The sequence below is a fragment of the Acetobacterium wieringae genome, from assembly GCF_023700225.1.
Taxonomy (GTDB): Bacteria; Bacillota; Clostridia; order Eubacteriales; family Eubacteriaceae; genus Acetobacterium; species Acetobacterium wieringae.
Window position 1 is genome coordinate 864327 of the sequence record NZ_CP097897.1, and the last position, 15944, is coordinate 880270.

Below are 15944 nucleotides of genomic sequence, written 5' to 3' on the forward strand. Positions count from 1 at the left end.
TGGAGCAAAAAGGTGGCGAATGAGAGAAGGCTTTTTATCATGATCAAATTTAATAGCATTTTAAAGGGAGATCGATTATAATGATGACAATAGCAAAGAAGGTGAACGAATGAAAGTGACTGAGACAAAAAAGACTGAGAAAAAAGTACAGAATCCCCATGATATGTTTTTCAGGGCGACCTTTGCGAATCTGGAAGTTTCACAGAATTTTCTAAAAGACTCCCTGCCAGATTCGATCTTAAAGACCATTGATCTGAACAATCTGGAACTGCAAAATGGTACCTACGTCAGCAAGAAACTGGAAGAAACCCGTTCAGATCTGTTGTTTCGAACCACCATCAATCAGAAAGAAGCCTATCTCTATCTTCTTTTTGAACACAAGAGTTATCTGGACAAAAATGTGGGATTGCAGTTATTGAACTATCTGGTCAGCATCTGGAATCAAAAAATTAAAAACGAAAAAGCCAAACATATCCCGGTGATCATTCCGATGGTTATTTATCATGGGCAACAAAACTGGGAACTTGGAAACGCTTTGGACACGATGATTCTCGACTATGATGAATTACCCGATGACATCAAGCAAGGTATCCCTAATTTCCGTTACCATGTCTATGATCTGAATCGATTTCCAGATGAGGCAATTGTACTGGGTTCACGTTATTATGTGACGCTTTCAATTCTGAAACATGTCAACAGGGATGACGAACAGGAATTGCTCGAAGCCCTCAAAAGAGTTGCTGCAGCACTGAATGCAATGAATGAAAAAGAGACAGCTACGGAGTACTTTGAAACCTGTCTGCGTTATGTTTACGAAATTGTGCCGGAATTTTCAAAAGTGAATTCAAATATTGTTCAAAAATACATTGAAGGAATTTTTCCTGAAGGGAGTGAAGTAGCGATGACACTTGCAGAAGTTTTAAGAGAAGAAGGTTTTGAAAAAGGAATTTTAAAAGGGAAAGAAGAAGGAATTGAAGAAGGTATCGAAAAAGGCGAAACCAAAGCATTGATCAAAATGGCAATCAAATTATTGACTCAAAAATTCGGCGTCATGTCTGCTGAGTATTCTGAAGCGATCACTAAATTGGATTCAACAAATTTAGAGATATTAATTGAGGGAATTAAAGGTTTTGAAAATTTAGATGATGTCAAAAAGTTTTTAGCCCTCTGAGGCTTGCAGGAGTTTAATTAGTGTGATCGGAAATGCAGATGGAGTGCCACTAATTGCTGAACAGGAATTGCATGATCTCCAAAAATTTTCTCCCGTATTTGCCGTCAGTCCCGGCAGTGCCGACAGTTTGTGTGGGAAGAATCAAAATAGGGATTGCCTGAGATTACAGAATATGCCAAGATAATTTGATTGGACAGAAGGAGGAATCGCTTTGTGGCGAGAACCAAACCAGAAAAGCTTCTTCTTCTGTTTTAATCATTTCTAAGAAGATCACACAGTCATTTTGTCTGACGAGACTGACACGACTGACGGGATTTTAGGAAGAAAAAAGGTGGATGGGTTGGAATTCAGGAACAACATCACCGGGTTTCAGCAACACCAGCCAAAGTAGCACAATCTGTTGGAAACACTTGAATTTTCAGAAAATCGGATGGGAATTTCTTATGTTGAAAACCTGTTTATAGATTTTTTGTTTTTTTTATATTCACAAGGATACCGCTCTGTTTTTTATCTTTAGAAAAACTGTTCTGCGTTAATGGAATCTCTGGAAGTATTGGTTTAAGTGGGTTTTAGCAAAATGATCCAACTCTGATTTTAAGTGCGTTTTCAAATATTATCGCTGCTCAGGCTAGTCTGATTCCAATGCCTAAAGTTGCTGATGTAACTGTAGTTGATGCTACTAGAATTAATGTTAACTACAACACAGCAATGGATATTGTAACTATGGGTACTGCTTCCAAATATTCAGTATCAGGCAATACAGTTGCTTCTGTTGAAGTTTCAGCAGATCATAAAGTAGCGACTTTAACATTAGGCACACCACTAACAAACGTTGACGCAAATACCACAGTTGGCGTAAATGGCGTAAAAGATCCTTACAACAATGAAATCAAAAATTTCGCCAAAGTTTATGTACTTTCTGATAAAGTCCGTCCTGTAGCTGGTTCTCTTGTTTGGGATGACAGCCAAACTTTATCTTTTACAATTGATAAAGATGCGGATTTAGATACAACTAATACATCAGGTAATGCGAAAAATGTAAATGCATTTGTAGCCGTATATGATGCTAACGGAATCAAAAAATTCGGTTTAATCAATACAGGAACTCAGGCAACATATGTCACTGCAAACAACCAAAGCAAAGTTACAGTTAATGTTGCAGGTTTAACAGCCGGCAATTATACATTGCAGGTAGTTGGATTAAAAGACAAAGCTACAAATCTGATTAATCCAAACCCAACTATTCAGTCTTTTACTATCACAAATGATACAACAGCCCCAGCGGTTACTTCAATAACTCCAGTTGGTTATGCAGGTGGTAATGCAACATTTGATGTTGTGTTCACTGAAAGACTTCAAGCAAACCCAACAATTGATATTGATGATGTAACAAAAGCAATCGGAACACCAGTTGTTTCAGCTGATGGAAAAACATATACAATCACAGTAACAACTACTTCAGGTTTACACAAAGTAACAGTTAAAAACTTCAAAGATTTAGCTGGTAACTCTGGAACAGCTGTAGCTCAAATGGTTACATTTACTGCAAGTTCACCACAATTAGTAAGCGCACAATATCAACCAACAGCAGGTGGTAACAAAATTGTAGTCAAATTCGACCGTAATATCGTAGCAGATACACCAGCTGATATTACAGCAGGTTCATATGTTTATGACAATGTACAGTATGCTTTAAGCACATTGACAGATGGTGGAAAAATTGATAAATCTGCCTTAACTGTAGCTGATATAGACAATGATGGTATTAAAGAATTATTAATTAATGCAGACGATTATTCAGGAACAGCTGGTGCTGTTACAGCGCTTCCAGTAGGTTCTTACACAGTAACATTACCTGCAGGCGAAGTAAAAGATGCAGCTGGACAGGCTAACACTGCAAAAACTTTAACATTTGTTGTACCTTCAAATGCTTCAGTTACAACAACAGCTTCACCAGCTGCAAAAGGTACAGCAGCTAATGGCGATGCTAACTATGTAGATGTTACATTTACTCAAAAAGTAACTGATGCAACTGCATTAAATTTAGCTAACTACAAAGTTGAAGGCTCACAAGTATTCACAAATGCGGTATTTACTGATTCTACTAAGAAAATCGTACGCTTAACAATGGCAGCAGGCGCTATCCAAACTAATGGTAGCTACACTGTAACAGTTGATAATGTTGTCGATACAAACGGAAATGCAGTTCAGGCTTTCAGTGGAGCTGTAACTCTGTATGAAAATGTAAAACCATTCATTGCTTTGGCAGAAGTTAATGCAACAAATAATGTTAAAGTAACATTCAATGAAGCTTTAACTGGTACAATTAACAATGCTGACTTAGAAGTATATGTAAATGGCTCAAAAGTTGCTAGCACAGTTTCCTTTACATCAGGTGCATCTATTGCTAACATTACACTAACAACTCCTTTAGCTGATACAACATCTACAGTAGTTGTTAAAACAGCAAGCACATTCAGTGTAGTTGATGCTAATAAGAACGAAGCTGTAACAGGATTTGAAAAAACTGCTGTTTGGAATGTAGTTGTCGATACAACAGCTCCAACATTAAGTGCAATTTCTGCTGGTAACCTTGCAGCAACAACAGCTGACTTGACTTTCACATCAGATGAAGCAGGTACATACTATTACTTAGTATATGCAGCTGCAGATGCTGCGCCAACAGCGGCAACTGTTAAAGCACAAGGTACTGCGGTAACGAAAGGAACTGCTGCTGCTACAGCTGCAGCTCAAACTGTTAATATGACAGGATTGACAACAGCTACTGCTTATAAGGCATATGTAGTTGTTGAAGATGCAGCTGGCAACTTATCAACAGTAGGTGCAACAGCATCATTTACAACACTATAGAATAATAGAACTAAACGGTGCCTGTCACTTAACTTATTCAACTTAACTTATTGAGGTGGATAGTATAGAAACAGAGAATAGAGACGATTCGGGTTCTTCGGGACTCGGGTCGTCTTTTCTTTTTTGCCAGGGTGGAGTGACACGGGGTAAGCGATTCAAAAGGAGGATAACGTATAAGGTGACATGGGGACGTTTGTGTGCCACGAAGGCATAGTATTTAAAATAATACAGAGCTATGCTCTATAGAAGATGAAGGAAGGCCCTTCGGAACCGCCATTCAGGTGGAGGTTTCAAACCACCTTAAGCTGCTCTGGTAAAGAGTCAGGGTAGTGAGCGTTAAGGAAAAGGCAACCAAAGAGTTGTCAGGTGAGAATCATGGAGATGAGTACCAGCGAATCACCGTACAAGTGTCGAAACGTGTTTTAATGTCATCAAAACTGGAGTCTGAACGTCATTCCAGGATAAGTATAGAGGTAACCTGATTACCGACTATATGATGACCGGCATAGAGGTGACATGAACATGATACAGGCTTTTATAGGGAACGTGGGAACCTGTACTGGGGGTGACATGGGGACGTTTCTGTTGTCACATTTAGAATTGAGCACAAGGGGACGGTTCTATTGTGCACTTTGCTGGCTGAAAAATATTGAGCAAACTGTCTGGAAAAGATTTAGCTGGTGGCTCAGGTTTCCAGCTTTTGTCTGTTTCCAATTTGTTGGCCAGTTTTTGCCCAGCTAAACTCGCTGAAGAATTTGAATTCTCCAACCAGTCTATTTTTTTCTCCAAATTGCCGTCAGTACCGACAGTTGTGTCAGACGAAGTGACATGGGGACGTTTCTGTTGTCACATTAGTTAAAAAAGTCTGAGCGATCTGACTGGAAAACTATTCTGCAGTGAATGTGACTTTTCGCTATTGTCTGTTTGCAATGAGTTGAGCCAGTATTCCAGCTGCAAATCTCACTAAAGAATCTGAATTCTCCAACGAGTCCAGAGTGCCACAAATATTTTCTCCCTAAATTGCCGTCAGTGCTGACAGTCGTGACAGGAGCGTTCCGGTCTACAGTGCCAGTCGATTTGATGACAGAGCCAGCTAATCCGGACTACAGTGCCACTGGTTTTGGACTCGGATTAAAAAATCGTCCCAGATTTCGTAAGCGATCAATAACAGGGTGCCTTACATCCTGAATAAATCCATGAGATAATAGACTCCAAACATAAACCAAAGTTTTTCAAGTTGTAGTTTTTCGAGTTTTTCAAGTGACTTTGAAAAACTGCACAGGAGGGTATTGCAAATGGATGAAATAACTCCAGTTAAAACAAAGTTCCGCATGGAACAGTGGACACAACTGATTCAGGATCAACGGTCAAGTGGAATGACCGTCAAGGTCTGGTGTCAGCAGAATCTGGTTAAAGAAACATCCTATTATTATTGGCTGAAACGCATCCGTCAACAAGCTTGTGGCCAGGAAATGGTGTCCACACAACTGGAACCGGATGAACCGGTTACTTTTGCCAAACTTCCGATGAGTCTGGGAAAAACGAACCGGAGTCCAGCAGTGGTGATTAATCTTCCATCGGCAACGATTGAGGTGATGGATGGAGCTGCCCCGGAAACCATTGAATATTTCGGCTGGAAAAACCAGGCTGTCCGGAGGCTCATGTCTCCGAGACCGGACAGTGGTTTCAAACGTTTCGACATGGTGCCAAGTGGCTATTTAAGTGTTTTTAGAATGAATTCCGTAAATTTCTCGCATGGAGCGATCATGCTCCTTGTCGATATACTGAATCTCTATGCTGTGTGAATCGTGAACAATCCGATCAAGAATGGCATCGGCGACAGTGGCTTCAGGAAATTTGGTGTACCAGACGAGTGGGGCGAACTGAGAGCAGAAAATTGTGGAAACCTTTTTATGACGGGCGTGGATAATCTCCAGTAAGTCCCTGGCTTCCGTTTCGGTCAGTTTGATCAGCAACCATTCATCGAGGATCAGGAGGGTGTATTTCTGATAGTGCCGGATCGCTTCTTTGAACTTGCCCTCGCCCCTGGCAACCGCCAGTTCAGCCAGCAGTTCCGGCAGACGGATGTATTTTGTGGCGTAGTAGTGTTTGCAGGCTTCCATTCCCAGAGCACAGGCAATGTAGGACTTACCCGTACCCGTTGCCCCGGCAATGATAATATTGTGTGCTTCCCGGATGTATTCACAGGTCGACAGGCGTTCAATCAGTTTTTTATTGAGTTTTCGACCAGCCTGATAATTGATGTCATGAACATTTGCCTGGGACTGATCAAAACCAGCCTTTTTGATCAATCGCTGCAACCGGTTATTCTTGCGGCTGGTATATTCCCGGTCAACCATCAGACCGAACCGGTCTTCAAGCGGAATATCCGCCATGGAGGGATCGTTCAATTGCAGACGGAAGGCATCAGCCATTGTTGACAGGTGCATTTCGATGAGTTTATTGAGGGTGGCTTCATTCGTCATGATGCTTACCTCCATAATAGCTGGCCCCCCGGGTATATCCGTATTGATTTTCAACAGATGACTCATGATCCTTTTCTGGTTGATCGGACAGTTTATCCTGTCCGGTTGTGAGAATATTTTTAACACTCTTATAACTGGGATGAGGCGTATAGGACAAGGCCTTTTTACAGGCGGCTTCCAGACGGTTGACCGAATATTTATCAGCCAGCTTCAACAGACCCATACAGGATTTGTAACCCTGCTGTTCGACCTTGAAGGAAGCCAGAACCGATTTTACCGTCGTAACGGTATGGGGCCCGATTTTATGGGCCCATTCAATAAAGCGATCGCCATTCCACTCCAGGTATTTCTGATGATCCTCCGGCATATGGGGGAGACATGGGGACGTTTCTGTTGTCACATTTAGAAGAGTGTGATAGAATGTAGTAAAGAGGACTAAGAAGTGAGGTAAAAAATGGCGAGGCAGGCAAGAGTAAGAAGTATGACAAGTATTTATCATGTGATGTTAAAAGGGATAGACAGTCGAAACATATTTATGGATGATGAAGACAAAATGTACTTTATGGAAAAACTGAAGCGAGCTAAGGAAACGGGAGAATTTAAACTCTATGCTTATTGTTTGATGGATAATCATGTCCACTTGCTCATAAAGGAAGGAGAAGAGTTAGGCGTAAGCATTAAACGCATCACAGTTGGGTACGTTAGATTCCATAACCAAAAGTATGGAAGAGAGGGCCATTTATTTCAAAACCGATATAGTAGTGAAGCAGTGGATGATGAACGTTATTTATTGACAGTTCTGCGTTATATTCATAATAATCCATTAAAGGCACATATTGTAGCAACACAGTCTGAGTATAAATGGAGTAGTTATCAAAACTATCTTGATGCATATCATGGGATAACAGCAGAATATGTTGACACTGATTTCATGCAAAGCTATTTTAAACAAGTTTCTGATTTTGAAAAGTTCTCGTGTGAGGTTAATCAGGATGATTGTCTTGATGCGAGTACTTTTGTAAAATATACTGATGACGGGATCAAGGCTATGGTTAAAGAGAATCAGCGATATTCTGGAATAATGAGCTTAAACAAGACAGAAAGAAATGAATGTATCCGGATAATACATAAGGAAACGAGTTGTAGCATTCGGCAATTGAGTAGGGTGCTGGGAATCGGAAAACGAATAATCGAAAACGCGATCAAAGAACAGTAAGTAAGAATTTTATTGCGGTTTCTTACTTTGGTTGCTTTAAAAACAGAGAATAGAGACGATTCGGGTTCTTCGGGACTCGGGTCGTCTTTTTAAGTTTTTGAAGTGGCTGGTAAATATGGGGGAATCTTTTCGCTCCAAATTGATTTAGCGTTGACAGCCGTGACAGGATGTTCCAGACTATAGTGCCATCCGATCTAACCAGCCAATCCCGACGCAGGTGCCAATGGTATTTGTGTTGGAATTTCAATATATAAGAGTCTGTCAAACTTAGATTGCAAAAAAGGGCATTAAGGTGTAAAATTCTAAGGAGAAGCTAACATGAAAAGAAACATAAAACAAATATAAACGGAGGTACAATGTGAAAAAATTAAGAATAGGTATTATCGTAGGTATGTGCATGATGATCATGGGCTTGCCAACCGTTGTTTTGGCCGAAGGAACAGATACCACAGCAGATATGGCTTTTGGTGTGGCGTACCGTACTCATATTGAAAACGAGGGCTGGGCTCAGGGCTGGATGCACGATGGCAGCCTTTCTGGATCGGAAGGCAAAGGTCTGCGTTTAGAAGGAATTGAGATTGAATTATCGGGAGATGTGCCGGATGGTTTAGGAATACAATACCAGACTCATATTCAGAACAAGGGCTGGGCTCAAGGTTGGGTGTCAAACGGTGATCTGGCCGGTTCTGTGGGAGAGGGTCTGCGGCTGGAAGCCATTGAAATCAAACTGACTGGCACAGATGCTGCGGATTATTCAATCAAATATCGCACCCATATTCAAAATCAAGGCTGGGCTCAGGGTTGGGTAGCCGATGGCGCTTTGTCTGGATCAGAAGGTAAGGGTCTAAGGCTGGAAGCCATTGAAATACAAATTGTTGAAACCCCAGTGAAAGTCGCTTTTGACAAATATGAAGCGGTCTTGGGCCAGGTCAATGAAGATGACTATACCAGCGCATCCTGGGATCTTTATCAGGATGTCGTTGCCAAGAATGTTGTCACCAAAGAAGACATCGCCAACAAAATTACTGAAGCAACCACGGCAATTGAAAAAGCGCAACTGAGCCTGGTAAAAAAAGCAGATCTAACCATTTATAATGACGTGCTTGAAAGCGTAAAAGAAGCCGACTATTCGCCAGAATCCTGGGCGATCTATCAGGCTGTAGTGGAAGCCAATGTGGTGACTGAAGAAAATACTCAGGCCGAAGTGGATGCAGCGACCATTGCGCTAATCAAAGCCCAGAAAAATCTATTCAAACTGGCAGATTTAACAAATTATGAAGCTGCCTTGGCAGCCGTGACCCAGGACATGGTCAAGTCTGGTTGGACGGCATATAAGGCTGTGGTTGATGCCAATGTGGTTACAAACATGAATACCCAGGCCGAAGTCGATGCAGCAACTGCTAAAATTTTGGCAGCCCAGAAAAGTCTGGTGCTTTATTCTGATTTAACAAATTTTAATAAAGCGATTGCTCTCTATGTCCAGTATGGTGGAGATGCAGCCAATGCGCCGTATACCTCAAGTACCTGGAATACCTATACAGCAAAGTGCGAGAACTATGGAACGCTGACAGACGGTAAATGGGTATATGATACAATTACCAAAGATACTGCTCAGTCAACCATTGATGCGGCTACCGCCGATATTGACAGTGCCAAGTTGAAATTGGTAAAAACGGCTGATCTAACGGCATTTAATGCAGCGAAAAACATTAAGGTAAGTGATGGTCCCTATACCACTGCTTCATTTACCGCCTATACCAATGACAGTCAGGTGAAGGCTATTACGACTATTGCGGCTGATACCTTAAAGAATTATCCCCAGTCGGTGATAGACAGTTACACGGCCACATTGATCGCACTTCAACAGACTATTTTAGTGAAAGGCGCAGACTTGACGGCTTATAATGCTGCTTTGGCAGCAGTCCAGCAAGCAAATTATACACCAGCTTCCTGGACAACCTATCAAACAGTGGTGACGGCAAATGCGGTGACACCCGATAACACCCAGGCGGATGTGGATGCTGCAACAGCAAAAATTGTCGCAGCTCAGAAAAATCTGGTTTATAGCGCAGCTTATGTAGTTGCCAATGCCAAAATTAACACATCTAATTTTGGGGTTCGCACGGTTGGGGACAATATTCTGACCCGGGCGAATGATATTATTTCTGCAGCGGGAATCGATAAAACGGATTATAGCATCACATTTACTCGGATCGATAGCGGTACCGCAGTGATTAATCCGACAACGGGTTTAATAATCGATGAGGGCAATACGGTGGCAACGGTCACCTTTACAATTACGCCTCTTGATGGTGGTGCAGCTGGGACAACGGCAAACATGGATATCTATATTAATCCATAGATTAATAGGCAAAAAAGAATTATCTCTTAAATTTTAGTGCAATTGTTCGGGTTATTGGGCAATTGCACTTTAATATTTATCCAAAAAAACTAACGAATTGATTTGAAATGTCGATATCTTTAATACGCTGTATGATGGCGAAGGCAATAAATAAAATAATCGAAGTGTTATAAATATATGTGATAACAAGGAGGTAATCGGGATGAAAAAACGAATCAAACAAGGGGTAAGCTGGATACTGGTATTTATGATGATACTGACCTCTATGCCACTTAACGTATGGGCCGAAGACAGTGGAATAACGACGATGGAGACGAATGGCACGTTCACCTGGACGACAGTGGATGGAGGGGTCGAGATCACCGCGTATTCCTTTGCTGATGGAGGACCAACAGTAGAAATCCCCGACACGCTGGGTGGCAAAAAGGTTGTGGGTATTGGCAGCAACGTTTTTAAGGGCCTGGCAATCACCAGCATTAACTTTCCGGATTACCTCCTTTACCTGAAAGATGGGGTGTTTTACGATTGTGATGTCCTGGTTGAAATCGAACTGCCCTCTACCCTGACTGCCATTTATTCAACAGAAGGAAACCCGACCTTTGGCAATTGCTCAAACTTGCTACGTGTCAGCATCCCAAAATCCGTGACAATCATGGAGGGGTACGGCATGTTTAAAGACAGCTTATTGGTAGAACTTTACGGTGAATCACCCTCAACGGCAAAAGACTATGCAATGGAAGCAAATCCGGAAATACCATTTAACGTTATCGAATTTTTGACAGTGGATGAATTTCTGGTCTCACCCGATACTGAAATTGGAGTGGGTAATCCCGTTACGCTAACGAGCGCAGTCTCTGGTGGTACCGGAACCATTAAATATGACTTTTTCTGGGATCTGATCAGCTATGATGGGACGGAGTCGACAGGCACAATTGCGATGGACACCGCCTCGAATGCAGTTAATTTCCCCCCGACTTTGGCCGGCACCTATACCTTTTATGTCAGGGCAACCGATGGCAGTGGTAAGACAGCATTAAAGGCTGTAAGTGGTTACAAGGTAACCAATGAACCAGTGATTGCCGAAAATGGCTTTAAAGCCAGCAAGGTCTCGCCTCAGTATTATGACAGTGAGATTTTGCTGACGGTAGAAACAGTCGCCGATACCGGCAGCGGGACGCTAAATTACCGTTTCTATTATACCAGTGGTGAGGTTTCTCAGGAACTTGGCAATTCGGCAACACCCCAAGCCACCTTTACTCCCAGTCAACCGGGCATATATAATCTTTATGTGGAAGTCACTGATCAACAAGGTTTAATAGCTAAAAGTGAGATGTTGAATTATACCATTGTGGATGATCTGGCTGTCAAATCGTTTACGGCATCACCGGATAATTCGCAGGCCCATGCTATCGGGACGGAGATCCTATTAAATGCCGAAGGTTCTGGCGGGAAAACGGCCTATCAATATCGTTTCTCGGCACTCCATGAGGATGGCGAAGAAATTTTGATTCAGGATTTTTCAACCGCAGCGACGGCCAACTTTACTCCGACAAAGGCCGGCTATTACGATCTTATTCTGGAACTAAAAAACGGCAGTGGTCGAATTATTGAAGAAACCATTGAAAATTTTGAAATTGTTCCGGTAGTCGCTTTGTCTGCGGCAAAAGCTGATGGCAGTCCAGCGTATGTTTGGGATGAAGTCAGCCTGACAACGAACATAACCGGAGCCAAGGCGGGTTATGTGTACTCCTACTATTATACCCTTGGTTCAGATTCGACAAAAATCCCGATTGTTTCCAAAGTGGCCGAAACGACACAAGCTTTCAATCTGCCATCAGCTGGTAATTACCAGTTCTATGTTGAAGTGTATGAAAATGACGTTATGGTAGCCAGTGCCACATCCAACACGGTTACAGTATTACCTAAACCAGAGGTAACCCTGAAATCAGATAAGACATCGCCCCAGAACCGCAATACAACCGTAAAATTTACCGCAACAGCAAGTGGCGGCAAGGGGCCCTATACCTATCAGTTTAGCTGTGACCGTGACGGAGAAAGTGTATATAAGGGCGTAGCCATGGCAACGAACAATTTTAGTCTGCCGTTGGTTGAAGCCGGGGAATTTACCGTTACTGTAGTTGCCAGCGATGCCAATGGGATTCAGACGGAAGCGGAATCACTTGTTTTTATCATTCAGGATAATCCGCTGGTTCAGCTAACCACAGATCGTGATGAGGAAAGCCTTCATTATGCTGGGGATGAAGTCATCCTTCAGGCAGATGTGGAGGGTGGTACCGCACCCTTTACGTATCATTTTTATTATAAATTGGGTACCAAAACAGTGGAACTGACCGATCCTCAGGTTGATGGCAGTGCAGCGTCGATCAGTGTGACGCCATCAGTGGCCGGCACCTATACTTATCTAGTCGAAGTCACCGATCAGACCGGTTTGAAGACGACGGCGACAAAAACCGGCTATAAGGTCTTGTCAGCAGTAGCCACTAAAAGCTTTGTGACGGACAAATTATCTGGTCAGAATGTTAATACCCCGATCAAATTGACGGCCAATGGCAGTGGTGGCAAAACACCATACACTTACAAGTTTTCCTATCAACTAGATGGTGCCAGTCCGGTTGAATTAGATCAAAAAGCGCTGCCGACAACCAATACAGTATTATTCACACCGACTCAGGTTGGTAACTACACCCTGAAAGTAGAAATAACCGATGACAATGGCAACGGGCAAACCACGACCGAGACCATTGAAAACTATAAAATTGTCAATGGTCCAGTGATTGGTGAAATTACTGCGGTCAATAGCAATGATCCCGGAGCGGCAATATATGTCAATGATCCCATTCTGATCACCGCAGTATTGCAGGAGGGCACCGGAACGGGATCGATTCAATATCGTTTTACCATCAAAAATGGATCGAATGTCGTTAAGACGGTGACCCAGACTGATGATAACAGTTTTGAATTTACGCCGACCACGGCAGGAACCTACAGTGTGGTCGTGGATGTTAGTGATGCGGATCAGTTGATAGCGAGCCGAACCCTAAAAAATGTGGTGGTATTAAAAACGCTGACAGCAGTGCTTAAAACAGATAAAGCTTCGGGAACATCAATTAACTCAGCCATAAAACTGTCGGCCTCGGCGGCTGGCGGGAAATCACCTTATTCTTATACTTTTGAATGGGAAGATGCTTTGGGCACTACAGCGACCATTCAAGAAGATTCGATCGTTAAAACAGCAGTGCTCACCTTTAGCAATCCGGAAAATGTGGGCTTCTATACACTGCGGGTGACGGTGACTGATGCCAATGGAATTAAAGTCGTTTCAGAACTGCCGAACTATCAAATCAAGAATCCACCGATTATTAATGAATTTTCGACCAACCCTGTCAAAGGGACACCGGTTTATCCTGGAAAAGAAATCACTCTAAAGGCTGATGTCGCAGAGGGAAGCGGTGAAAATGCACTGGAATACGCCTTTTATGTCAATGGCAGCACAGAAAAGCTCCCGGATAACGATGGTGATCCATCCGATGTTATTTATACACCTTTGAGCGGTGGTTCCTATACCTTTGAGGTAGTTGTTTCTGATGGCGTCAGTAGCGTCAGGAAAAAAATAACTGGTTATAAGGTCAACACTGGACTGGAAGTCACCAGTCTAAAAGCCAGTAAAACCAGCGGACTGATTATCGGTGATACGATTCGCTTAACAGCAGCCGGTAAAGGCGGAGTTTCACCCTACACCTATCAATTCTCATATAAAATTGAAGATGATGAAGGCCATGTAATTAAAGCGCAAACCGATATTGATTCGGCAAACCCTTCATTGAAAAGTATCGATTTTTCATTGACTGAAGCTGGAAACTACACCTTTTTTGTAGAAATTACCGATAAAAACGGGGCTGTCAGTTTAAACACCATTGAAAAGACGCTGGCATTGACAGTAACAGATCCGCCAATTATAACCGGTTTGACAGTAACAGATCCTGAAGCAGAAGAACCGCAACCCAGCTTGACCAGTTCCTATGTAAAAGAAGCGATTAACTTAACCGCCACCAAAAAAACCGGTGCCGGCGGCGACAATTTGACCTATACCTTCGGTTACAAGGTTGGTTCAAAATCAGGCACCATCGATGCTGCCAATGTAACAGGAAATGTGGCCAGTTTCACACCGAACATTGCCGGTACGTATACCTTTTATGTTAGTGCCAAGGATGAAGATTCTGGCTTGACGAGTGAAACGTATACCCTCAGCAAGTTTGTGGTTTTTAGAACCTTCGGGGTAAAAAGTCTTAAAACCAACAAACCGTCAGGTCAGGATATTAACACCGAAATTAAGTTGACAGCCACTCCAGATGGTGGAAAAGCACCATTTACCTATACTTTTTACCAGAAACTGCGAGAAAATGAAGCGGATACAATCGATGAAGCTGATTATGCAGCATGTCTGATCCCGAGCGATAAAACAAAGAATTATGCCACCTTCAAGCCGGAAACGGAAGGAACCTATATTCTGTTGGTAAAAATTACCGATGCCAACGGGATTGCGTCCACCGAAAGCATTGATTTTGATGTCTATAATCCACCGGTGGTGAGCTTAACAACCAATAAAACCGGATTGCCGGTTTATGCTGGGGACTCGGTTGAGCTGACCGCAACGGTGGCTTCCAATACCGGGATTGGTGAAATGAGCTATCTCTTCTATTGGACCAAGGGAACAGTGACCGAATACATGGATACGAAGTCCACAGCAGATCTCCGGATAGCAAACGCTGATTTTGTACCAGATCAGGCAGGTACCTATAACCTTTTTGTGGAAGTGACGGATGACAATTATGCAACGACTACGGCAAAAATTGGCAGCTTTAAGGTGCTGGGAAATGTTGGTGTCAAGAGTTTGGTGGTGGATAAGAAAACACCTCAGAATGTTGGTACAACAATTAAATTGACCGCCACCGGAATCGGTGGAAAAACTCCTTATAAGTATCAGTTCTATTACAAGCTGGATAGCGAAAACGACGAAGATGATGTAGAAACATGGACAAAAATTGGTTCATCGACCACATCCCGATATATCAGCTATCGGCCAATGAAGCCGGGACTTTATTCCTTTGGGGTAGTAGTTACCGATGCCAATAATCTGATCAGCAACATTGATGGCGATGGCGCAACATTGATGGAATATCAGGTGATTGATCCACCGATCATCCGACGTTTTTCCGTGTCGCCTACTGGCAAGCAGTATGAAGGAGAAGATGTTACGTTGACAACCAGCGTTACTGGCGGTAGTGGCGATTATAACTATGAATTCGCGTATCAGCGGGGGAGTGAAGAACCGGTGACGATTACCGAAACAGCCGATGCGACACCGGGAATCATTAGCTTTAAGCTAGACGAAGTGGGCACCTATCAATTCTTCGTTAAGGTAACCGATAATAAAAATGAGGATGTAACTTCAAATACTACCGAAAAAACCATCGACAGCTACGCCGTGATTAAAAAAGCTTCGATAAAAGATTTTCTCATCAGCAAAACCAGCATGGCATTGGGAAGCAGTGTCCGACTGTCGGCCACTGGACAAGATGGCATCAAACCCTATTTCTATCAGTTCTCCATGAAAAAAGAGGGCGACAGTGAAGAGACGATTATTCGAGCTTTTTCAACGACCTACTACTACACCTACAAGCCACCAACAGCAGGGAATTATACCTTCTATGTGGATATAAAAGACAGTAAAAATGAAACGATATCGCGAAGTGAAGTGACCAACTCACTTGCTGTAACAGAATAATCAACTAGATCCGATCGTATTAATTATGGAGC

7 protein-coding genes and 1 pseudogene are annotated in these 15944 nt (G+C 42.6%); 6 read left to right on the forward strand and 2 right to left on the reverse strand.

Annotated elements, in window-relative coordinates; genetic code table 11:
* The first annotated feature begins 109 nt into the window (after window positions 1–109).
* The 3 genes from CHL1_RS04315 to tnpA all read left to right on the forward strand — a co-directional run bounded on the left by CHL1_RS04315 (window position 110) and on the right by tnpA (window position 5847).
* Window positions 110–1171 (forward strand): Rpn family recombination-promoting nuclease/putative transposase, encoded by a 1062-nt coding sequence (locus CHL1_RS04315; RefSeq protein WP_070372855.1) that lies wholly within the window; start codon window positions 110–112, stop codon window positions 1169–1171.
* 642 nt (window positions 1172–1813) lie between these two features.
* Complete coding sequence (locus CHL1_RS18620; protein ID WP_175440988.1) at window positions 1814–4042, forward strand: hypothetical protein; 2229 nt, start codon at window positions 1814–1816, stop codon at window positions 4040–4042.
* Window positions 4043–5337: 1295 nt separating this feature from the next.
* Window positions 5338–5847: an IS66 family insertion sequence element accessory protein TnpA gene (gene tnpA, locus CHL1_RS04325; protein ID WP_250934840.1), complete on the forward strand. Its 510-nt coding sequence runs from the start codon at window positions 5338–5340 to the stop codon at window positions 5845–5847.
* Here tnpA and istB read toward each other — a convergent pair.
* Both istB and CHL1_RS04335 read right to left on the reverse strand, forming a co-directional pair.
* Window positions 5761–6528 carry an IS21-like element helper ATPase IstB gene (gene istB, locus CHL1_RS04330; RefSeq protein WP_250934841.1) on the reverse strand — a complete coding sequence of 256 codons (768 nt, stop codon included), beginning with the start codon at window positions 6526–6528 and terminating at the stop codon, window positions 5761–5763. The two genes, tnpA and istB, sit on opposite strands and share 87 nt — an antisense overlap.
* Window positions 6518–6898, reverse strand: a pseudogene (locus tag CHL1_RS04335) (IS21 family transposase); the annotation flags it as partial. The gene istB and the pseudogene CHL1_RS04335, both read right to left, overlap by 11 nt.
* 111 nt (window positions 6899–7009) lie before the next feature.
* Here CHL1_RS04335 and CHL1_RS04340 point away from each other — a divergent pair.
* From CHL1_RS04340 to CHL1_RS04350, 3 genes are all read left to right on the forward strand, one after another.
* A complete protein-coding gene (locus CHL1_RS04340) occupies window positions 7010–7744 on the forward strand; it encodes a transposase (RefSeq protein ID WP_250934843.1) in 735 nt (244 codons plus the stop codon).
* A 358-nt stretch (window positions 7745–8102) separates the two neighbouring features.
* The gene (locus CHL1_RS04345) at window positions 8103–10106 is read left to right on the forward strand and encodes a hypothetical protein (RefSeq protein ID WP_250934845.1); all 2004 of its coding nucleotides are present in this window, start codon (window positions 8103–8105) and stop codon (window positions 10104–10106) included.
* 202 nt (window positions 10107–10308) lie between these two features.
* Entirely contained in the window at window positions 10309–15912 is a 5604-nt protein-coding gene (locus CHL1_RS04350; protein WP_250934846.1) for a leucine-rich repeat protein, read from the forward strand.
* Window positions 15913–15944 lie beyond the last annotated feature (32 nt).